The 21,917-nt window shown below is 71.8% G+C and carries 15 protein-coding genes and 1 pseudogene; 2 read left to right on the top strand and 14 right to left on the bottom strand.

The genetic code is table 11. From position 1 onward, the window contains the following. Positions 1-39: 39 nt before the first annotated feature. The 7 genes and pseudogenes from AB0M70_RS09200 to AB0M70_RS09170 form a co-directional block, all read right to left on the bottom strand. Positions 40-471 (bottom strand): annotated as a pseudogene (locus AB0M70_RS09200) (PPOX class F420-dependent oxidoreductase); the annotation flags it as partial. Positions 472-673: 202 nt separating this feature from the next. Beyond that, positions 674-1,846 carry an ABC transporter permease gene (locus AB0M70_RS09195; RefSeq protein WP_365818767.1) on the bottom strand — a complete coding sequence of 391 codons (1,173 nt, stop codon included), beginning with the start codon at positions 1,844-1,846 and terminating at the stop codon, positions 674-676. 92 nt (positions 1,847-1,938) lie between these two features. Then, positions 1,939-2,646: an ABC transporter ATP-binding protein gene (locus AB0M70_RS09190; protein ID WP_365818017.1), complete on the bottom strand. Its 708-nt coding sequence runs from the start codon at positions 2,644-2,646 to the stop codon at positions 1,939-1,941. After that, positions 2,643-3,995, bottom strand: coding sequence for a peptidoglycan-binding protein (locus AB0M70_RS09185; RefSeq protein WP_365818015.1), 1,353 nt, complete (start codon positions 3,993-3,995; stop codon positions 2,643-2,645). The genes AB0M70_RS09190 and AB0M70_RS09185 overlap by 4 nt, the downstream gene beginning before the upstream one ends. Continuing rightward, positions 3,995-4,567, bottom strand: a complete 573-nt coding sequence (locus AB0M70_RS09180) for a hypothetical protein (RefSeq protein WP_365818013.1) — start codon at positions 4,565-4,567, stop codon at positions 3,995-3,997. Before AB0M70_RS09180 ends, AB0M70_RS09185 begins: the two co-directional genes overlap by 1 nt. A 125-nt stretch (positions 4,568-4,692) precedes the next feature. Further along, positions 4,693-5,592 (bottom strand): prephenate dehydrogenase, encoded by a 900-nt coding sequence (locus AB0M70_RS09175; protein ID WP_365818011.1) that lies wholly within the window; start codon positions 5,590-5,592, stop codon positions 4,693-4,695. Further along, on the bottom strand, positions 5,589-6,914 hold the full coding sequence (locus AB0M70_RS09170; protein WP_365818009.1) for a PLP-dependent aminotransferase family protein: 1,326 nt from the start codon (positions 6,912-6,914) through the stop codon (positions 5,589-5,591). Before AB0M70_RS09170 ends, AB0M70_RS09175 begins: the two co-directional genes overlap by 4 nt. A 178-nt stretch (positions 6,915-7,092) precedes the next feature. Here AB0M70_RS09170 and hppD point away from each other — a divergent pair, with 178 nt between their 5' ends. Together hppD and AB0M70_RS09160 are read left to right on the top strand one after the other, a co-directional pair. Continuing rightward, the gene (hppD, locus tag AB0M70_RS09165) at positions 7,093-8,196 is read left to right on the top strand and encodes a 4-hydroxyphenylpyruvate dioxygenase (RefSeq protein WP_365818007.1); all 1,104 of its coding nucleotides are present in this window, start codon (positions 7,093-7,095) and stop codon (positions 8,194-8,196) included. After that, on the top strand, positions 8,183-9,277 hold the full coding sequence (locus AB0M70_RS09160; protein WP_365818005.1) for an alpha-hydroxy acid oxidase: 1,095 nt from the start codon (positions 8,183-8,185) through the stop codon (positions 9,275-9,277). Before hppD ends, AB0M70_RS09160 begins: the two co-directional genes overlap by 14 nt. A 256-nt stretch (positions 9,278-9,533) precedes the next feature. On the opposite strand, the gene AB0M70_RS09155 is transcribed toward AB0M70_RS09160, so the two are convergent. The 7 genes from AB0M70_RS09155 to AB0M70_RS09125 form a co-directional block, all read right to left on the bottom strand. After that, complete coding sequence (locus tag AB0M70_RS09155) at positions 9,534-9,746, bottom strand: ferredoxin (protein ID WP_365818765.1); 213 nt, start codon at positions 9,744-9,746, stop codon at positions 9,534-9,536. Positions 9,747-9,787: 41 nt separating this feature from the next. Continuing rightward, positions 9,788-10,996: a cytochrome P450 gene (locus tag AB0M70_RS09150; protein ID WP_365818003.1), complete on the bottom strand. Its 1,209-nt coding sequence runs from the start codon at positions 10,994-10,996 to the stop codon at positions 9,788-9,790. A gap of 7 nt (positions 10,997-11,003) precedes the next feature. Continuing rightward, positions 11,004-12,176 carry a cytochrome P450 gene (locus AB0M70_RS09145; protein ID WP_365818001.1) on the bottom strand — a complete coding sequence of 391 codons (1,173 nt, stop codon included), beginning with the start codon at positions 12,174-12,176 and terminating at the stop codon, positions 11,004-11,006. A 33-nt stretch (positions 12,177-12,209) separates the two neighbouring features. Further along, a complete protein-coding gene (locus AB0M70_RS09140; RefSeq protein WP_365817999.1) occupies positions 12,210-13,721 on the bottom strand; it encodes a tryptophan 7-halogenase in 1,512 nt (503 codons plus the stop codon). Positions 13,722-13,835: 114 nt separating this feature from the next. Further along, positions 13,836-15,122 carry a cation:proton antiporter gene (locus tag AB0M70_RS09135; protein ID WP_365817997.1) on the bottom strand — a complete coding sequence of 429 codons (1,287 nt, stop codon included), beginning with the start codon at positions 15,120-15,122 and terminating at the stop codon, positions 13,836-13,838. Further along, positions 15,123-15,350, bottom strand: a complete 228-nt coding sequence (locus AB0M70_RS09130; protein ID WP_365817995.1) for an MbtH family protein — start codon at positions 15,348-15,350, stop codon at positions 15,123-15,125. Beyond that, the gene (locus tag AB0M70_RS09125; RefSeq protein ID WP_365817993.1) at positions 15,347-21,898 is read right to left on the bottom strand and encodes an amino acid adenylation domain-containing protein; all 6,552 of its coding nucleotides are present in this window, start codon (positions 21,896-21,898) and stop codon (positions 15,347-15,349) included. Before AB0M70_RS09125 ends, AB0M70_RS09130 begins: the two co-directional genes overlap by 4 nt. Positions 21,899-21,917 lie beyond the last annotated feature (19 nt).

Genomic DNA, 21,917 nt, shown 5'->3' with positions numbered 1-21,917 from the left:
ACCGCTGCCACTGCCCGCGAGGACGCGTTTGCCCGCGGCGCCGTACACGTGCTTGACGTGCAGCCGGATCACCAGGCGCCGCTCCCGGACCATCGCGGTGCGAAATCCCTCCCAGTCCGGGTGCTCTCCCTGGAACCCCCTGAAGACCAGGGCCAGTTCGTCGGCGACCACGTCGTGCGGGTCGCTCACGACCGGCGTCAGCTCGGCGTCACCCTCGGCGATCATGTAGGAGAATCCGGCACCGTCGGTGACGAGGAAACTCGCGCGCGGATCGCGGCGCAGGTTGCGGGTCTTGGCGCGGCTGTCGGTGACCATGAGGCGGATGACGCGTTCGTCGGGGTCGTACGCGTAACCGACGTTGGAGAGTTGCGGGCGGCCGTCACGTTTGAGGGTGACGAGCGTGCCGATGCGCTGCTCCTGGAGCAGGTCGAACAGGGCACTTTCGTCGGCTTTCCCTAAGTGCTCAGTCATGGGGCGAGAATACGAGAGAAAAGGGCCGTCCAGAAAAGTCACTGTCCAGGAATAGCGCGGACCGGTGATCGGCCGAAAATGCGGCCGGTGAGGAAGGGGGCCGTCCGGGGACAAAGCGATGCCCTCGTCGCCCGCGGGGGATTTAGGCTGACGAAGGCACCGCGTCCAGTGGGGCACGTTTTACGGGATCACCTCTGTGGAGTCATGTCGTGGCCAGTGCCTCCGTGGGAGGCAGCCGGGCCGCGCGGACCGCGGGATAGAACCCGGCGAGCCCGCCGATGACCAGGGTCGCGCCGACCCCGCCCGCCATCGCCCAGACCGGCACCACCGAGGGCCAGCCCTGGTAGGTGGAGTAGCCGGAGGTGACGGCGATGCCGAGCAGGACCCCGCCCAGGCCGCCCAGGGCCGACAGCAGCAGGGCCTCGCACAGGAACTGCGTACGGATCTGGCCGCGGGTGGCGCCGAGCGAGCGGCGCAGGCCGATCTCCGAGCGGCGTTCAAGGACCGAGATGACCATGGTGTTGGCGACCCCGACCCCGCCGACCAGCAGGGCGACCGCGCCCAGGCCCAGCAGCAGACCGCTGAGGGTGTCGTCGGTGGCCTCCTTGGCCTCCAGGACGTCGGAGGGCCGCGAGACGTTGGCCTCGCTGGGGTTCTCCGGGTTGGCGGTGGCGCCGAGCACGGACTGGACGTCGCCCACGGCGGATTCCTCGGCCCGTGTGTAGACCGTCGTCGGGTGGCCGTCGAAGTCCAGTTCCTTCTCCGCGACGGGCCAGCCGACCAGCGCGGCCGAGTCCAGGTCGGGGACGAGTTCGTTGGGCGCGAGGATGCCCACGACGGTGAACCACTGGCCGCCGAGCCACACCTTCGTGTCGGCTCCCGCCCGGAACACGCCCAGCTGCTCGGCCGCCTTGGGGCCGAGCACCACGGCCGGGTAACGCTGGTTGGCGGCGTTCAGCCAGCGTCCGTCGACGACTTGCGCGCCCGCGGTCTTCGGCAGGTCCGTACGGGCCGCGTACACGTTGAGGCCGCCGGTCTCCTCCTTCTTGATGTGGTCATTGCGGTAGACCTTGGCGCTGGTCTTGCCGATGGCGGACACCGACTCGACATCCTTGATGTTGCCGATCATGTCGACGGAGGAGTCGGGCAGATGGGCCGCGTCACCGGCGAAGGACTGACCCGGGGAGACGGTCAGGAGGTTCGTGCCGAGCGCGGCCAGGCGCCGGTTCAGGTCTTCGCTGCTGGAGGTGGAGATGCCCACCACGCCGACCATCGCCGCGATGCCGATGGCGATGCCGAGCGCCGAGAGGAAGACCCGCATGGGCCGCGAACGCAGGCCGGAGCCGCCGACCCGCAGCACGTCGGCCGGTCCCATCCGGGCCGGTTTGGGGCGCGGCGGCGGCGCGGGGCGGGGCAGTTCACGCGCCGTGCCCCGCTCCCCCGGCGTACTCAGCTCCCTGGTCACGCTCATCGCACGGCCTCCTCGGGCAGCAGGGCGGCGGCGTCCTGCTCGATACGGCCGTCCTTGATCCGGACCTCGCGCGGCAGGGAGCCCGCGATGTCCCGGTCATGGGTGATGACCACGACGGTGGTCCCGGCCCGGTGCAGTTCGTGCAGGAGCTCGATCACCACCGCGCCGGAACGGGAGTCGAGAGCGCCCGTCGGCTCGTCGGCGAGGAGCAGCGGCGGATCGCCGAGGACAGCACGGGCGATGGCGACGCGCTGCTTCTCGCCGCCGGAGAGCTGGTGCGGCTCGTGGTAGAGACGGTGGCCGAGGCCGACCCGGCGCAGGGCCCGTTCGGCGAGTCTGCGGCGCTCGCCCCGCGGCCTGCCGCTGTAGAGCAGGCCGTTCGCGACGCTGTCCAGCGCCGGTACGCCGGGGGCGAGATGGAACTGCTGGAAGACGAAGCCGATCGTCCCGGCCCGCAGCGCGGAGAGCTCCCGGTCGCTGAGCCTGGCCACGTCGTGGCCGTCGATGTGCACCGTGCCGGTGGTGGGGCGGTCGAGGGTGCCCATGATGTTGAGCATGGTGGACTTCCCCGAACCGGAAGGTCCGACGACGGCGAGCAACTCGCCGCGCCGGATGACGAGGTCGGCGCCCTTGAGCGCCGCGACCTCTCCGTACGTCTTGGAGACTCCCGCCAGTTCGACCACCGGGTGCGCCACAGTGGTCACTTGGGGACCCCCACGACCGTGCCGTCGGTGATGCCGGCCCCGGACACCTCGACCATGCTGTCGGCGAACATGCCGACCTTCACCGGCCGCGGCTTCACCTCTCCGTCCGCTCCGACGACCTCCACGGCGTATCCGCCGCCGCGCTGCGCTACCAGGGCGTTGACGGGGACGACGAGCACGTCCTTCCGCGTCTCCGCCTTCAGTGAGATCTCCACGGCGGCCGCCTGGTAGCGGCCGAGCCCCTTCTGGTCCTCGACCTTCAACTCCACGGGCAGCGTGGGCTTGTCGTCGCCGCCGGACTGGCCGCCCCCGTCCTCGGAGCCGCCGGCCTGGGCCGGCGTGGTGGGGGTGCCGACGTCGGTCACCTCGGCCTTGACCGTGGTGTCGTCGGGAAGGGTGACCGTGGCCTTGGTGCCTTTCTCGACCATGTCCTCGTACTGCACGTCGAGGTCGACGGTGACGGTGCGTTCGGTGCCGGTCCAGGTGAGGACGGGCCCGTTCGACGGGGCGCCTGCCGTGGCCTTCACGTCGGCGACGCGCCGGGCGCCGGGGGCGACCACGGCGTCGGACGGCTGCACGGTGCCGGTCTCCTCGCGGCCCAGGTCGTCCTGCCAGTCCCGCACGGCTTCGGCGGTTCCCGCGTCGTAGGTCTCGTCGACGGTGAAGCCGGTGTAGCCGAGCGCGGAGAGGTTCTTCTCCAGGATCTCGACGTCCCTGCCCTCGGTGCCCGCCACCAGGGGGCGGTAGAAGGGGGTGGAGCCGTAGAGCAGCGGGACCTTCTGCTCCGCGACCTTGTAGGCGGTGCCGCCGCGTTCGATGGTGTCGCCGTCGCCCGGGACCCAGGTGATGATCCCGGCGCCCGCTTTGGTGGCGGCGGGGGCCTGTACGGCCGTCGCGTCGCCGTAGCCGAGGTTCCCGTCGACACTCTCCGTGCGGGTCAGCGTGGTCCGCTGCACCTCGGCGGTCTTCGGCGGCGCGGAGGGGGCGTCGCCCGCCGATCCGGAGCCGTCGTCCCCGAGGACGCCGGTGGTGGCGGCGCCCGCCGCGGCGACCACGGCGATCGCCGCGACGACGATCAGCGACATCCGCAGGGGGCGGCGCCTGCGGCCGTGCGCCGCCGGGGGCGTGGTCGCCTCGCCGCCGTCGCCTGCGTCGGGGGCGGCCTCCGGCGCAGCCGTCTCCTCCAGAGCATCGACGGCGTTCGGGGTCCGCTCGGACACCTCACCCGGCGCGTGCAGCTCCAGGGCGCCGGAGCCGTTGCCTGAGCCCTGGGCCGACTCCTCGGTCTCCTCGCACTCCCCTGCCTGATCGTCCCGTTGCCGCTCACGGGTCTCGTCGGGCGCGGTCATCAGGCGCCGCCGCCGGAGCCGGTGAGGCCGCCGCCTGGCCACTTGTCCTGGCAGGCGATCCTGGCCTTCTGGAACGCGTCGCTGCCGGGGTCGATGCCGCTGGCGCCGAAGTCGAGGGCCATGTTGCCGCCGTTGATCTCGGGGTCGGGCAGCTTGGGCAGGCCGTTCTCGCGCATGCACTTCGCCCAGGCCGCGACCTTCGCCGAGTCCAGCGGTTCGCCGCCGCCTCCGCCCCCGCCGAGCTGGCCGCCCTGGGGCATCTTGTCGCGGCAGGCCTCGGTGGCGGACTGGAACTCCGCCGAGTTGGGGTCGACGTCGCCGCCCGGTGTGAGCGCGATGCCGCCGCCCGCGTCCTTCTGCGGGTCGGGGAACCCGGACACGCCGTTGTCGCGCATGCACTGGGAGAAGGCCAGGGCCTGGTCGAAGGGGCTGGTGGGCGAGGCGTCCGGCTTTTTCGGGTCGTCCGAAGAGGCGGCCGACGAGTCACCGGAGCAGCCGGTGAGGAAGACGCCGGCGACAAGCGCCGACGCCGCGAGCAGTGTCTGTGCGGTTCGCTTGTGTGTGGTGGACATGGGGCCAAGTTCTACGCGGGCGCCGGTCACACGGCGGATACAAACGACACCGTCCGTACAGCCTCACCGGCACCCGGCCACGGGCGCCGGTGAGGCACCCCAACTCACCTGCGGTGACGCGGACTTCACCGCGGAGGGCACGGCACGGGCTGTCCAGGGCGCGGCTCGTCCAGCTCCCCCACGCCGGCGGCCCCGCGGTCGAGGAGGTCCACCAGGGTGTGCCTGCTCTTGCCGGACAGCTCCCGCCCCCGCTCGCGGTCGGCGAGGTCGTACAGGGCGGCGACGACGCTGGAGAGGTCCTCCTGGAGCCGGGTGAGGATGTCGGCGACCGCCGCCGCGTTGGACTCGACGATGTCGCTCCACAGCCGGGAGTCACCGCGGGCGATCCGGGTGGTGTCGCGCAGCCCCTGCCCCGCGAGGCGGGCGGCGTCCACCGGGCCTTCCCGCAGGCGGGCCGCCATCAGGCTGGCCACCAGGTGCGGCGCGTGCGAGGTGAGCGCCACCGCGTCGTCGTGGGCGCGGGCCCGCATCACGCGCGGCACGGCGCCGCACAGCGCGATGAGGTCGAGGGCGCGGCCGAAGGCGGCGCGGGAGGTGAGGCGGGTCGGGGTGAGCACCCAGGGCCGGTCGCGGAACAGCTCCGCGCGGGCGGCGAGCGGGCCCGACCGTTCACGTCCGGCCAGGGGGTGGCCGCCGATGTAGCGGGACGGGTCGGGGGCGGTGTCCAGGATCTCCCGCTCGGCGAGCGCCTTGACGCTCGCCACGTCGGTGTAGCTCGACGCGAGCCCTCGCGCCTGGAGTTCGGACAGGACCGGGGCGATCTGGCTGGGCGGTACCGCGAGGACGGCCAGATCCACGGGGTCCCGCGGGAGCTGCGGCCGTCCGGCGCCCAGGACCGCCGCCGCGCGGACGGCGGACTCGTCGCGGTCGGAAAGGTAGACGCTCACGCCGTGCGCGCGGGCCGCGAGGGCCACGGAGGTGCCGATCAGTCCGGTGCCGATGACGGCCAGGGTCCGGATCGTCATGTGACCTCACCGTCCAGGCGCTCGCGGATCAGCGCGGCGAGCCCGTCGAGACCTCTCTCGATCCGGTCGTGCGTCAACGTACTGATGGAGAGGCGCAGTTGCCGGAACCCGGCCGAGGCTCCGTAGAAGTGGTGCATGGGCGTGAACAGCACGCCGTGGCGGCGCGCCGCGTACTCCAGGAGGCTGTCGTCGACGGTGAACGGCACGGTGACCACGATGAAGAACCCGCCGGTCGGCACATTCCAGGTGACGTCGGGCAAGGCCCCGAGGCGCTGGTCGAGACCGTCGAGGACCTGGCTCAGGTTGCGGCGGTAGACCTCCGTCTCCTGCCGGTTGGCGGCGACCAGGCTGCAGTCGTGGGCGAGGAGCTTGCCGCCGATCACGGCCTGGGCGATCGGGGAGGTGTTCACGGTGAGCATGCTCTTGAGCTTCGACAGCTCATCGGCGAGCAGTACGCCCTCTGCGCTGCCGCCGGTCACCCGCTGGTCGGCGACCACGTAGCCGACGCGGGCGCCCGGCATCGCGGTCTTGGCGAACGAGCCCAGGTAGACGACGCGTTGACGGCGGTCGAGCGACTTCAGGGTGGGCGGCCGGTCGGCGGCGCTGTTCAGCAGGCCGTACGCGTTGTCCTCGAGGAGGAGGATGTCCTCGTCGGCGGCGATGTCCAGGAGCCGGAGCCGGTCGGCGAGCGGCAGACTGACGCCCACCGGGTTGGCGAAGTCGGGCGTCACGTAACAGGCACGGACCCGCTTTCCCTCGGCGCGTGCCCGGCGCAGTTGTACCACCAGGTCGTCGAGGTCCATGCCGTGGGCCGCGGTGCGCACGGGAAGCACGGGCATGTCGGCGAGCAACGCGGCCCCCGTCAGGCCGACATAGGTGGGGCTGGGCGCGAGCACGGCGTCGTGGCTGTTGGCGCGCAGCGCCCGCAGCAGCAGGAACATCGCCTCCTGGCAGCCGACCGTGACGACGACGGAGGCGGGGTCGGCGTCGATGCCCTCGTCCACGGCGAGGTTGCGCGCGACGAGGTCGCCGATGATGCCCTTCGTCGCGCCGTACTGGAACAGCGTGCGGGCGGTCTGCGCCTCGCTCAGACCGAGCCGGGTCCGCAGGTGGTCGCAGAAGACCCGGAGGTGTTCGTGGATCTGCGCCACGTCGTAGAAGCCCTCGTACGGGCGTCCCGCCGCGAACGAGATCGCGTCCGGATAGGTGTCGGCGACCTGGTTGAGGAGGTTCATGGACTCCATCGACACATCGGACAACGACGCGTGCAGGGTGGCCGCGTTCAACTCCGCGACGGCGATTTCAGTTTGCAGGATTTCCATCACTTCAGCGTCTCCTGACAACAGATCCACAGCAATGGCTTGACAGGTGCGGACACAAAGAAGTCAGTCGTAGCATAGGTGCGCAAAGACAATTCTGCCTCGCGCTTTCTGCTGTTCCGGCATTCCGTGAACCGGCGCGAGAGCAAGAATCCGCATTCTTCTTCCCACGAGGACTACGATGACGGATTTACCCGCAACGGCACCGAACGGTCACCACTCGGATCTCGCGATCGACTATGTCGAGATGTACGTCGACGGCCTGGAGGCCGCGGCATTCGCCTGGGTCGACAAGTACGCCTTCACGGTCGTGGGCACCGGCGGATCCGCCGAGCACCGCAGCATCGCCCTGCGCCAGGGACGCATGACCCTCGTGCTCACCGAGGCCACAGCCGGACGGCACCCCGCCACCACGTACGTGACCACGCACGGCGACGGCGTGGCCGACATCGCCCTGCGCACGGCCGATGTGTCCGCGGCCTTCGCCGCCGCGGTGGCGGGCGGCGCGCGTCCCCTGCGGCAGCCGACCCGGCACGCGGGCGAGGGCCCCGCGGTGACGGCCGCCGTCGCCGGTTTCGGCGACGTGGTGCACACGCTGGTCGAGCGCTCCCCGGGGGAGGGCCCCGGCCTGCCGCCCGGCTTCGTTCCCGCGCTCGGCTCGCGCGAGGCGCGCACCAGCGAGGTGGGGCTCATCGACATCGACCACATCGCGGTGTGCCTGAACGCCGGCGACCTCGATGCGACGGCCCGCTTCTATGAGCGGGCCCTGGGGTTCCGTGAGGTCTTCAAGGAGCACATCGTCGTCGGCGCCCAGGCGATGGACTCCAAGGTCGTGCAGAGCGCGACCGGCGCGGTGACGCTGACGCTGATAGAGCCCGATCCGCTGGCGCAGCCCGGTCAGATCGACGAATTCCTCAAGAGCCACCACGGCGCCGGGGTCCAGCATCTCGCTTTCTCCAGCAAGGACGCCGTCCGCTCCGTGCGCACGCTGTCCGCGCGCGGTGTCGCATTCCTGCGGACCCCGTCCACGTACTACGAACTGCTCGCCGAGCGGATCGGGCTCAAGTCCCACACGCTGGGCGAACTGCGCGCGACGAATCTCCTCGTCGACGAGGACCACGACGGCCAGCTGTTCCAGATCTTCACCGCGTCGGCCCATCCGAGGGGCACGATCTTCTACGAGGTCATCGAACGCCAGGGCGCCCAGACCTTCGGCAGCTCCAACATCAAGGCGCTGTACGAGGCCGTGGAGCTGGAACGGACCGGGCAGCGTGTGGCGCGCTGAGCCCGCGGTGCGCGATCTGGGCGACGCCGAGAGGGCCGCGGCCGCGGCCCTGCCACCCGAGGTGTGGGATTTCGTCGCGGGCGGCAGCGGCCGGGAGCGGTCCCTCGCCGCGAACCGGGAGGCGTTCGACCGTGTCTTCGTCGCACCCCGGGTGCTCAGGGACGTGTCGGGTTGCGCCACGGACGCGACGCTTCTCGGACGTCCGGTGCGGATGCCGGTGGCCGTCGCCCCGGTCGCGTACCACCGACTGCTGCATCCCGAGGGCGAGTTGGCGACCGCGCGGGCGGCGAAGGCGGCGGGGGTGCCGTTCACGGTGGCCACGCTGAGCAGCGTCCCCGTCGAGGAGGTGACGGCGGTCGGCGGCACGGTGTGGTTCCAGCTCTACTGGCTCCGTGAGCGGCAGCGCTCCCTGGACCTGGCGCGCCGGGCCGAGGACGCGGGCTGCGAGGCGTTGATGCTCACCGTCGACGTGCCCTGGATGGGCCGCCGCCCGCGGGACGTGCGCAACGGTTTCACGCTGCCCGGCGATGTGCGGGCGGCGCATCTCGACGGCGGTGCGGCCTCGGCGGCGCATCGCTCGGCGGCGGGGGGATCGGCCGTGGCCGCGCACACGGCGGAGGCGTTCTCGCCCGCGGTGACCTGGCAGTGCGTGGAGGAACTGCGCGCCGCCATCCGTATCCCGCTGGTCGTGAAGGGCGTCCTCGCACCCGAGGACGCGGTGCGGGCCGCCGGTGTCGGCGCCGACGCCGTCGTGGTGTCGAACCACGGCGGCCGGCAGCTCGACGGCGCGCTGCCCGGCATCGACGCCCTGCCCGAGGTGGTGGCGGCCGTCGGCGGTGCCTGCGAGGTCATGGTGGACGGCGGCGTCCGCAGCGGCACGGACGTGCTCAAGGCGCTGGCGTCGGGGGCCGACGGAGTGCTGGTGGGGCGGCCACCGGTGTGGGGGCTCGCCGCGGGCGGAGAGGCGGGCGTCCGCCACGTCCTCGACCTGCTGGCCGATGAGCTGCGCGACGCGCTCGGGCTCGCGGGCTGCCCTGGTGTCGAGGCGGCGCGGGAGCTGCGTACGGTGCGCATCCCGTAGACCGGTCGGGCAGGTCCTCGACCTGCTGGCCGACGAGCTGCGCGACGCGCGCGGGCTCGCGGGCTGCCCCGGTGTCGAGGCGCCGCGGGAGCCGAGTACGGTGCGCATCCCATAGACCGGTCCGGCAGGTCCTCGACCTGCTGGCCGCCGAACTGCGCGACGCGCGCGGGCTCGCGGGCTGCCCCGGTGTCGAGGCGGCGCGGGAGCTGCGTACGGTGCGCATCCCCTAGACCGGTCGAGCGGGGTTACGTGAGTGTCAGTGGCCCGCGGTGTCGTGTTCGAGCAGCGTGATCGCACCGGACGGGCACCGTGCGGCCGCCGCGCGCACGGCGGCCAATAACTCGGGGCCCGGGGCCGGCACGTTCAGCAGGACCTTGCCGTCCTCGTCCGACTGGTCGAAGACCGCGGGGACCTGGGCCATGCAGAGCCCGGAACCCGCGCATCGGTGGCGGTCGACCCGTACGTCCATGTGCTCGTCCTCCGCGTTCTGGCTCGACGGGAAAGGTGGGGTCACCAGGTGACCGGGAGCCGCTCCACCCCGTGGGCGAGCGCGTGCGTGCGGAACGGCACCTCGTCCTGCGGCACGGCGAGGCGCAGGCCGGGGAAGCGCCGCAGCAGCGCCGGGTAGGCGATACGCAGTTCCATGCGGGCCAGTGCCGCCCCAAGGCAGTGGTGGATGCCGTGGCCGAAGGCGACATGGGCCCCCGGCTCGCGTGTGATGTCGAAACGGTCCGGCTCGGCGAGCAGCGCGGGGTCCCGGTTGGCCATCGGCAGCGAGCACAGGACGTGTTCGCCCGCCCTGATGAGCTGGCCTCCGACGGTGACGTCCTCCAGCGCGGTACGGGGTGTCGGGGCGTGCGGCACGGTCAGGTGGCGCAGCAGCTCCTCGACGGCGCCGTCCACCGCCGCCGGGTCGTCGCGCACGGCGGCGAGCTGGTCGGGGTGGCCGAGCAGCAGCAGGGTGCCGAGGCCCAGCATGCCGGAGATGTTGTCGAGGCCCGCGAGCACCAACAGGACGCAGACGCCCCGCAGTTCCTTGTCCGTGACGTGGTCGCCCTGGTCGCGGATCAGCATGCCGAGGAAGCCCTCGTCGGGGTCGGTGCGCTGCCGGGCCACCATCGCGGCGACGTACCGCGAGAGCAGCTCTCCGGCCGCCGCCCGCCGCTGCCGGCCCCGGCCCGGCGCGAGGAAGGCGTGGCAGCGGCGCAGGAAGTCGCCGCGGTCGTCGCGGGGCACTCCGATCAGCTCGCACAGGGCGGCGCCGGGGACGGGCGAGGCGAAGGCCGCGACCAGCTCGGCGGGCGGTCCCGCGCGTTCCATGGCGTCGAGGTGTTCGGTGACGATGCCGGTGATGCCCGGCTCGATCCTGCGCATCCGGCGCAGGGTGAACTCGGGTGTGAGGATCTGCCGCAGCCGGGTGTGTTCGGGCGGGTCGTAGTCCATGAGCTGCCCGATCAGCTCGTCGGGCCGCGGTCCCTCGGCACGCCCGGACGGTACGCGCGACCCGATGCGGCGCCGGGTGGTGAACCTCCGGTGGTCCGCGAGAACTTGGCGTACCTCCGCGTGGCCGGTGACGAGCCAGACGGCCATGCCGTCGGTCCCCGGCCCCACGTCGATCCGGGTGACGGCGCGTGCCGCGGACAGCCGCCGCAGGTCTTCTCCCGGGCCGAAGCGTTCACGGCGGACGTGGACGGGGCCGGGCTCGGTCGTCGGTGTCATCGCTCCCCTACCAGGTGACGGGCAGTGTCTCCACGCCGTACGGCGCCTGCGTCCGGAAGCGGATCTCCTGCGGCGGCACGGCGGAGCGCAGCGCGGGAAAGCGGCGCAGCACCGCCAGGTAGGCGCTCTTGAGTTCCATCCGCACCAGCGAGGCCCCGATGCAGTAGTGGATGCCGTGGCCGAGTCCCACGTGGGCGGTGGCCTCACGGGTGATGTCGAGGGTGTCCGGCGGCGCGCCGGGCGGCCGTACGCGGTTGGCCGCGAACAGTGAACAGGCCACCTGGTCACCGGCCTTGATGACCTCGCCCGCCAGGGGCACGTCCTCGCGGGCGGTCCGCGGTGATGCCGTCGGGATGATCGACAGGTAGCGGATGAACTCCTCCACGGCCTGGTCGATCAGATGCGGGCACCGGCGCAACAGGGCGATCTGATCGGGGTGTTCGAGCAGCGCGAGGATGCCGAGGCCCAGCATGCTGGCCATGTTCTCGACGCCCGAACCCATGACGAACGCGGTGAGGCCGACCAGTTCGTCGTCGTCGATGTCGTCGCCGTGCCGGCGCACCAGCCTGCCGAGCAGGTCGTCGCCGGGTGCACGCCGGTTGCGGGCCACGAGTTGGTCGACGTACGCCAGATAGGCGGCGCCCGCGGTCATCTGGAGTCGCCGGCCGCGGAAGGCGGGCCTGCTGACCTTGAGCAGCCGGGCGAGCTCGGCCCGGTCGTCGCGTGCCACGCCGAACAGCTCGCACATGACGAGCCCCGGGACGGGCCAGGCGACGTGCCGCATGAAGTCGGCGGGCTGCCCCGCCTTCTCCATGGAGTCCAGGCAGTCCGCCACGACGGCCTCGACGGCGGGTTCCAGGTCCCGCATCCGGCGGACCGTGAACTCCGGCGTGAGCAGCAGCCGGAGCCGGGAGTGGTCGGGCGGGTCGTACTGGATGAGGTTGCCCGCCTGGACCGGCCGGCTGCCGCCCGCGGGCGGGGCCGTGCTGAACCGCTCCGCGTCCCCGAGGACCGCGCGCACCTCGTCGTGGCCCGTGACGAGCCAGCCCGTGGACGAGCCGGGCCCTTCGCCGAGTTCGACCTCGGACAGCGGGGCCCTCGCACTGAGTTCACCCAGCTCGGGCAGCGGGTCAAGACGGTCCCTGCGGTTGTGCATGGAGAGCTCTGACGGCCGCGCCATGCGCGGACCTCCTTCTGTCTGTTCGGCTGCTGTCTACGCGGACGGGCCGGACGCGGGCGCGGGCCGCTGCCAGAACATGCCGTCGGGTGACGGCACCAGGCCGCCGCTGAACAGGGGTGCCTCCGCTTCGGCGTCCTCGCCGAGCATGGCCCTCATCTGGACCTGGCCGCCCTCCTGCATGACATCGCGCACCACCGAGGACTTGAACAGTGGCACCATGCTTCCGTCCGCGCTGTCGGCGAGTTCGTCGACCGCGGCGGCGAACTCCGCGGAGCCCGACGAGAAGCGCTTGGCGAGGATCTCGGCGTCGGTCAGGACGCGCTCGCCGGAGGAGACACCGCCGATGAGCTCGACGAACGACTGGAGTTCGGGCCGCTCGGCCCTGGTGACCTTCTTGGCCTGCCAGAAATAGGAGTCCTCGTCGTGGTGCATGTCGTAGAAGGACAGCAGGAATTCGTAGAACACGCCGTACTCGCGCCGGTAGCGGGCCTCGAACTCCTGCAACGCCGCGTCCTCGTCGACGCGCCCGGACAGGACGCTGTTGATGGAGCGGGCCGCGAGCAACGCGCTGTACGTCGCCAGATGGACGCCCGACGAGAACACCGGGTCGACGAAGCAGGCCGCGTCGCCGATGAGGACGAGGCCGGGGCGGGAGAAGGTCGTCTGGTGGTACGAGTAGTCCTTGCGGACGCGGAACTGACCGTACTGCCCGGTGGTGACCCGCTTGGCGTCCGCGAGGTACTCGCCGATCAGGGGGCACTCCTCGACGAGCGCCATGAACGCCTTCTCCTGGTCGCCCCGGATCTTCTCGGCCATCTCACGCCGCACCACGGCGCCGACGCTGGTCAGGGTGTCGCTGAGGGGGATGTACCAGAACCAGCCGCTGGGGAACGCGACGGACAGGATGTTGCCGGAGTTCGGCTCGGGGAGCCGCTTGCCGCCTTCGAAGTAGCCGAACAGGGCGAGGCTGCGGAAGAACTCCGAGTACTCGCGCTTGCCGCCCACCCGCTGGTACACGCGGCTCTTGTTGCCCGACGCGTCCACGACGAAGGTGGCAAGGGCCCGGCGTTCGTTGCCGTCCGCGTCGGTGTACGTGACGCCCCTGACCCGCTCGTCGTCCGCGATGACGTCGAGGACCGCGCAGCCTTCGCGCACCTCGGCGCCCACGGTGCGGGCGTGCTTGAGCAGGATGTCGTCGAACTTGGAGCGCTCCACCTGGTAGGCGAACGACGTCGGCCCGCTCATGCGCGGGGAGACGGAGAAGGAGAAGGTCCAGGGGTCCGGGTTGAACCCCCACCTGAACGTGCCGCCGCGCTTGCGCGGGAAGCCCGCCCTGGCCAGTTCGTCCGCGACGCCGGTCAGCCTGCACACACCGTGCACGGTGGACGGCAGCAGGGACTCCCCGATCTGGTGGCGCGGGAAGAACTCCTTCTCCAGGACCAGGACGCGCCGGCCCTGCAGGGCCACCAATGCGGCCAGTGTCGACCCGGCGGGCCCTCCGCCGACCACCACCACGTCGAATTGCTCGGAATCCGGCAAGGTCATCCCTCTCCCCTTTCCCCGGACGGAGAACCGAATGCCACGGCACCCGCCCGGAGAATCCCACTGCCCCAGATATTTCTGATGCTCAAACGAGTCTGAAATCGCCCGTCCCGGGCGTCAAGGCTGTCCATCCGTCAATGCGGGAACAGCCTTCTTTTCCGTACCGCGCGGAGTTTTCCGCTGCTGCCTGCGCTGTGTCAGGGACAGCAGAGGACCTGTCATGAAGGTGGTGACCAGAGCCACCAGCACGAGAACGGTGAAAAGTGCGGGACCGATGATGCCCGCGTCCAGAGCGACGTTCAGGACGATCAGTTCCGTGAGCCCACGGGTGTTCACCAGCGCGGCCACGGTCGCCGACCGGTAGGTGTCCAGACCGCTGACGCGGGATGCCGCGTACGCGGGGCCGAGCTTGCCGAGGACCGCCACGGCGAGGATCAACAGCAGCAGGAGGCCGGCGTCCCCGTCCAGCGCGCCCAGGTTGAACGACAGCCCTGTCGTCACGAAGAACAGCGGGAGCAGCAGATCGGAGGTCTGCTCCAGCGGACGCAGCACATCGGCGTCCGGCACACCGCCCGTGCGGGGCATCGTGAGGCCGGCGAGCAGCCCGCCGAACACGGGGTGCAGGCCGAGCTCCGCGGTCACCCAGGCGCTGCCCAGGGCGAGGCCGAGCGCGATCGTGAGCTGGTTGGCGGACGCCGCCCCCGAGCGCCGCAGCCACCACCCGAGCGCCGGTCGCACCGCCAGGAACAAGGCGGCCACGAACAGGGAGATCAGCAGCAGCGTCAGCTGCCACGACCGCCCCGTGGCGTGCCCGGTGCCGGCCAGCGCGGCAGCCAGGACCAGCCACGCGACCACGTCCATGAGGGCGGCCGCGGTGGTGGCCACGGTGCCCTCGGGGGTGCCCGCGAGCCCCCGCTCACGGACGATCGCCGCCAGCACGGGCAGCGCGGTGACGGAGACCGCCACGGCCATGAACAGCCAGAACGCCCTGCCGTCCGCGCGCCCCGGCTGGACCGCGTCGAACGCCCCGTGGAAAAGACCCACCGAGCCCACGCCCAGAGCCGCCGGGACCAGGAACGCGCACAGCGCCACGGTGGCCGCCGCTCTGCCTCCTTGGCGCAGCTGCCGCCAGTCCATCTCGTACCCCACGACGAACATGAAGATGACGATGGCGATCTGCGAAAGGACGGTCAGGAACGGCAGCACCTCGGACGGGAAGAGCCGCGAGGTCGGATCTCCGGGCAGGCGGCCGAGGAGCGTCGGGCCCAGGGCGATACCGGCGACGATCTGGCCGATGACCACCGGCTGGCCGCAGCGGCGGGCCAGCGCTCCGAGGAGGCGGGAGGCGATGAGGATGACGGCCACATCGCCGAGCGCCACGGTCACCAGCGACTCCGTGTCCATCTACGGAACCGCCGTCTCGTTCCTGCTCATGTCCGCCACGAGGCTCTTGGGGCGCATGTCCGTCCAGTTCTCCTCGATGTACGTGAGGCATTCCTGCCGGGTGCCCTCGCCGTGCACGGTGGTCCAGCCTTCGGGGACCTCGGCGAACGCGGGCCACAGGGAATGCTGTCCCTCGTCGTTGACGAGAACCAGGAAGGTGCCGTCTTCGTTGTCAAAGGGGTTGGTCATCGTTCGGTCTCCTTTTCGGCTGCGGTGCTTGCTGCGCTCTGATCGGTATTCTTTTCCGTGTTCTTCTCCGTGGTCTTTCCCGTGGCGTCGAGTTTTCGCGCGACCACGCGTGTAATGCGCGAGAGGGCCTCGGGTTTGAGCATGTCGTAATGGCCGACGGGCACTTCGTGCGATTCGATGGCGCCCTCGATGTAGGGCCGCCAGCTCGCGACGGCCTCCGCCACGGGCCGGTCCTCGCTCCGGTCGGCGGCCGCCACGAAGAGCGTCAGGTCGCCGCGGGAGGGGCGGGGCGTGTGGTCCGGCACGAAACCCGACATGTTGCGGACGACCGTCTCCAGGTTGGCGAGGGCCTGCTCGCTCATGCCGGACGAACGGTAGAGGGAGGCCACGTCGCCGCCCTGCGCCTGCCCCTCCCCCTGCCGCAGCACGCCGTACCCCTCGGACTCCTGCCCCTCCTCGCCACGGAACCGCGACTTCGCCGCGCCACTGCCGGGATAGGCGTCGAGCAGCGCCAGGAGCGCCACTTCCTCGCCCAGTTCCTCCAGGCGCGCGGCGACGGCCTGGGCGATGGTCCCGCCGATGGACCACCCGAGGAGGTGGTAGGGGCCGACGGGCTGCACCGTGCGGATCTCCTCCGCGTAGTCGGCCGCCATCTCCTCGACGCTGCCCGGCAGTTGCTCGGATCGCGCGATACCGCGCGCCTGGACGCCGTACACCGGAAGATCCTGCGGAAGGTGCGGCAGGAGAGCGGCGTAGGTCCAGCTCAGGCCCATGCCGGTGTGCAGGCAGAACAACGGGGGCCGGCTGCCTTCCAGGCGCAGGGGCAGCAGGACGTTCAAGTCACCGCGCTTCCTGCCCAGCCGCCGTCCCACACCGGCTCCGCGTGCCCGCCCCCGGTCCTCGGGCTGTACGGCGATGTGGCCCGCGTTCGTCCGCTTCGCCCGTTCCCCGGTACGGAACATGCGCTCGCCCGCGGAGCCGAAGGGGCACGCGACGAACCGTTCGCCCGTGCGTCGCGGGTCGCCCGCATAGCCGCGGGCCAGTGTGGTGCCGGCCAGGTAGAGGTCACCCGTGACGCCCGGCGGCACCGGGCGCAGGCGTTCGTCGAGCACGAGAGCCCGGGTGTCCGCCGCCGGGTCGCCGGTGCGGGGCTCCCACGCGCCGGTCGTCCTGGACGCCGGCCGGTGTTCCAGCCAGACCCCCGCGGTCTCGGGCACTCCGTATCCGCACGCCGGCGACTGCGAGGGGTGCCGCTCCCGCTGGTCGCGCACCTGGTCCAGGGCCCGCGGCTCGCCCGCCACGTCCACGACCAGGGTGTTCGGCTCGGAGGCGAAGAACTCGGGGGTCGTGACCACCAAGGTTCCGGGTCCCCCCGCTTCCGGTTCCTGGCCGGGCAGGCCGAGCCGCACGCTCCCTCCCGCACAGAGCGCCGCGAGCAGCGGCGTCACGAGCGCCGCGAACGGTGCCCTGGCATCCAGCAGCGGTGCCGCTCCCAACGCCGGGGAGGCATGCAGGCGGTGCGCTGTGTGGGAGGCGAGCGTGCGGTGTTCCACGACGGAGCCTTCGACGACGAGCGCCGAGTGCCCGGGGAGGGCCCGAGGGGCTCCGCTTTGCGCTGGTGCCGCGTCGGTCCCGGCATCGAGCACCACGACCGGAACCGCGGTGTCAGCGGGCAGCGACGCGGCGAACGCCGCCGAGCAGACCAGCATCTTTCCGGCCGCGAGACCCTCACCCACCGACGGGCGGGCGGGATCTTCGAGTGCTTCGACGACGGAGGCCGCCGCGCCGGATTTCAGCACCCCGAGCAGCGCGACGACCGACGCGTTGCCGGGCGGCCGGGCCACCACGATCACGTCTTCCGGGCCTGCTCCGCGCGCGGTCAGCCGCCGCGCGAGCCGTTCCGCCGCGGCGTCCAACGCCTCGTACGTCAGCGAGCCATCGGTGTCCGTGACGGCGACCGCGTGGGGTGTACGTGCCGTCTGCTCGGCCAGCGTCTCCACCACGGAGCGCGTCGGGCGCCCAGCCGCCGTGCCGGTCACGCCCGCCGTGAGGCGACGGGCCTCGTCGGCGTCCAGCAGCACGTCCACCGCGCTCAGGCGCCGCTCCGGGTCGGCCGTCACCTGGTCGAGCACGCGCACGAACCGCCGCGCGAGCGTCTGCGCCGTCGCGTGGTCGAACAGCTCGGTGGCGTAGCGGAGTCGGCCCTGGATGCCGCCGAGGTCGCCGTCGGGTTCGTACCGTTCGGTGAGGCTGAACTCCAGGTCGAGCTCGGTGGCGTTCGCTCCCGCATCCAGGCGTACGGTACGCAGGCCCGGCAGCTCCCAGGGGTCCCACGGTTCGGCGACGCTGTCGTCGACCTCCAGGAGCACCTGGAACACCGGGTGGCGCGCGAGTGAGGGCGGCAGCTCCAGGGCGTCCACGAGGCGTTCGAACGGCACGTCCCGGTGTTCGTGCGCCTCCTGGTTCGCCGCGAGGACCCGGCCGAGCAACTCGCGGAAGGTGGGGTCGCCCGACACGTCCGTACGCAGGGCGAGGGCCCCGGCGAAGGGCCCCACCAGCGTCTCGAGACCGGACTCGTCCCGTCGCGGTATCCGCGTGCCGATCGTGACGTCGGTGCCCGCGCCGAGCCGGGCGAGCAGCATCACGAGGGCCGCCTGCACCACCATGAACGTGGTCGTCCCGTCGTCCTCGGCGAGGTCGGCGATACGGCCGTGCGCCTCGACGTCCAGGCCCAGCGGGACGGTTCCCGCCCGGTGCGAGGCGAGGGACGGCCGCTTGCGGTCGGCGGGCAGTTCGATCTCGACGTCGATGTCCGCCAAGGTGTCTTTCCAGTACGCGAGTTGATCGTTGACCAGGCTCTCCGGTTCCTGCTCGCCCTGGAGGAGCTGCCGCTCCCAGAGCGCGTAGTCGGCGAACTGGAGGGGCAGGGGCGCCCGTTCCGGCACCCGGCCCTCGCGGCGCGCGCCGTACGCGGTCGCCAGGTCACGGACCAGGACGTCCAGCGATGCCTCGTCGGCGGCGATCCGGTGCACCACCAGGAGCAGCACGTGTTCGTCGTCCGAGAGGCGGAACAGCGTCTGCGTCCACGGCACCTCCTGGCCCAGGTCGAACGCGTGCCCCGCCCAGGTGGTGATCAGCTCCGGCAGCTCCGCCTCGGTCGTCCGCACCACGGCCGGCGCCGGGCGGGAAGTGGCGGCGTCGAGCACGCGCTGCCGCAGGGCGCCCCCGCGTGCGCCGTCGAACGTGGTGCGCAGGATCTCGTGCCGCGCGGCCACATCGCCGAGGGCGGCGCGCAGCGCCTCTTGGTGGAGCTCGCCGCTGAGCCGCAGCGCCACCGGGATGCGGTCGGTTGCTGCCTCGTCGTCGAGCCGGGACATGAGCCAGGCGCGCAACTGGCCTGCTGTGACAGGGACTTCGTCGCGCTGTTCGACCGGCTGGAGTACGGGGCGTGCTTTCGTGGCGAGCAGCCGGGCCACCCCCACCGGTGTCGGAGAGCCGAAGAACTGCCGGATGCCGAGCTCGGCGTCGAACTCCTCGCGGACCCGTCCCGCGAGGCGCATCGCGAGCCCCGAGTCGCCGCCCAGGTCGAAGAAGCTGTCGTCGGGGCCGACCCGTTCCAGGTCGAGCACCTCGGCGAACAGGCGGCACAGGGTCTCCTCGGCGGCTGTCCGGGGCTTGCCGCCGGAGACGCGTTCGGCGAAGTCGGGGGCGGGCAGGGCCTTGCGGTCGACCTTGCCGTTGCGGGTCACGGGCAGGGCACCCAGGGCCAGTACGGCGGCCGGAACCATGTAGCCGGGCAGCGTCTCGGCGGCGTGTGCGCGGACATGCTGGGGGTCGATGGCCGCCGTCCCCTCCGGTACGACGTAGCCGACAAGCCGTCGTTCGCCCGGTCCGTCCTCACGGGCGACGACCACGGCCTGAGCGACGTCCGGGTGGGCGGCCAGGGCCGCCTCCACCTCACCCAACTCCACGCGGAAGCCCCGAATTTTCACCTGGGCGTCCGCGCGCCCGACGAAGAGCAGCTCACCGGACAAGGTCGCACGCACCAGGTCGCCGGTGCGATACATCCGCTCACCCGGCGCATACGGGCACGCCACGAAACGCTCGGCGGTGGCGCCGGAGCTGCCCCAGTAGCCCTGCGCCAACCCGGCGCCCGCCACGTAGAGTTCGCCGGTCGCCCCCGGCGGCAGTGGCTTGAGGAACGCGTCCAAGACGTATGCCTCACGGTGCGGCAGCGGGCGTCCGATCGGGAGTACGGCGTCCATCTCATCGCCCGGCTCCACGACCTGCCAGGTCGCGCACAGCGTCGTCTCCGTCGGCCCGTACATGTGCCGCACGCTCACGTCCGGGCAGGCCTCACGCACGCGCGCCACCGATCCGGCCGGGACGACATCCCCACCGGTCAGCACCTCACGCAAACCGGCGAAACAGTCGGGCCACTCCTCCGCGAGAACCCGGAACGACCCGGCGGTCAGGTGCACCGCCGTGACACCGCCCTTCACGTGCTCGCGCACCTGTTGGGCGTCGACGACGCCGGGCTCGGCGATCACCACGCGAGCGCCCGCGACCAGCGGCACCCACAGTTCGAAGAGCGAGGCGTCAAAGGCATGCGGGGCATGCATCAACACCGCGTCCGCCGGGCCGACCCCCCACTCCCGCTCCCCCACCAGCGACGCCACACTGCCGTGCGGCACCGCCACACCCTTGGGCGCGCCGGTCGAACCCGACGTGTACATCACGTACGCCACATCCCGCGCGTCCACGGGAACGACCGGCGGCTTGTCGGTTCCGCACGCCGCCAGTGACGCGCGCACCTGGGGGTCGTCCAGGACCACCAGACGCGCGGCATCCCGCTCCGGCACCAGGTCCCGGCACTCCGGGGCGCACACCACGCGCACCGGAGCCGCGTCCGCCAGCACGAAGGCCACCCGCTCCCTCGGCCAGCCCGCGTCCACCGGCACATAGGCGGCGCCCGCGCGCCAGATTCCCAGGAGCAGCGCCACCAGGTCCGGCGAGCGTTCCATCACCACCGCGACACGGTCGCCTCGCCGCACCCCCGTGCCGGTCAAGTACTGGGCCCAGCGGCCGGACTCCGCCCACAACTCCCCGTACGACAACTCCCGTTCGCCCTGCACGGCCACCGCGCCCGGTGACGACACCACGCGTCCGGCGATCAGCTCCGGCACCACCTCGCGCGGAGGCCGGACGGCCGCCGCACGTCCGGCGCGCGCCATCGCCCCGACGCTTCCCACCACCGCCTCGGGATCGGCGGCCACCTGCTCGAGGACGCCCACAAGGGAGGCGAGCGCCGCCACGGCGACCTCTCGGTCGAACAGGTCCGGCCGGTACTCCAGCTTCAGGTGCATGCGTTCGCCGGGTCCGACCACCAGTGTCAGCGGGTAGTGCGCGGCCTCGCGGGTGAATCCCGCCGGCCTGAGCGAGAGGCTCTCGCCGACTGCAGCCGTCTCTGAGGAGGCGGGGGGCTGGGGGAAGCTTTCGAACACCAGGAGCGTGTCGAAGCCTGCTCCGGGTCCCGCGGCCTTCTGGATCCGCGAGAGACCGAGGTGATGATGCGCCATCATGGCGGACTGACGCTCCTGCAAGGCCCGGAGCATCTCCATCACCGGTTGTGCGCCGTGCAGTTGTACGCGCACGGGCAGTGTGTTGATGAGCAGCCCCACCATCGACTCCACGCCCGGCAACTCGGGGGGACGCCCCGCCACCGTCGCGCCGAACACCACGTCCGTGCGTCCGGCGAGCCGCGCGAGGACCATCGCCCACGCGCCCTGCACGACGGTGTTCACCGTCAGGCCGTTGGCGCGGGCCAGCTCCACCACACCTCGCGTGGCCTCCTCGGGGAGGTCTTCGCTCACGTTCTCGGGGAAGACGGGGAGCCGGTCCGGGACGGCCGGTGCCACCAGCGTCGGTTCGTCGGAACCCGCGAGCTCCGCCCGCCAGGCGTCCTGAGCGGCTTCCCTGTCCTGGCGTCCGAGCCACTTCAGGTACGCGCCGTAGGAGGTCGTACGGGGAAGGCGGGAGGCGTCGCCGCCTGCCGCGTAGAGGGCGGAGAGTTCACCGATGAGGACCGGCGCCGACCAGCCGTCCATCAGGATGTGGTGGCTGGTGATCACCAGGCGGTGCTGCTCTTCGCCGACGCGTACCAGGAGGAGGCGCAGCAGTGGGGGCGCTGCCAGGTCGAAAGGCTCCGCGCGCTCGCTCTCCGCAAGGCGCTCCAGCGCTGCCGGCCTCTCGGGCCCGTCGAGGTGCGACACGTCTTCCGTACGCCAGGGCAGTGCCACCTCGCGTGCGATGACCTGCACCATCTGGGCGCCGCTCACCTGCCGGAAACAGGCGCGCAGTGCGGCGTGCCGGGCCAGGAGCGCCTCCCACGATGCCCGTAACCGGCCCGCGTCCACCAGGCCGTCGATGTCGAGCGCGGACTGCACGGTGTACACGTCCGGACCCTGGTCGTCGAAGGCGGCGTGGAAGAGCAGTCCTTCCTGGAGCGGCGACAGCGGCCACACGTCCTCGACCGGTGATCGGGTCATCTCTTTTCTCCTCGGAGCC

The organism is Streptomyces sp. NPDC051214 (assembly GCF_040682375.1).
GTDB lineage: Bacteria > Actinomycetota > Actinomycetes > Streptomycetales > Streptomycetaceae > Streptomyces.
The sequence above is the reverse complement of the archived record's forward strand: the minus strand, read 5'-3'. Positions and strand labels throughout refer to the sequence as shown.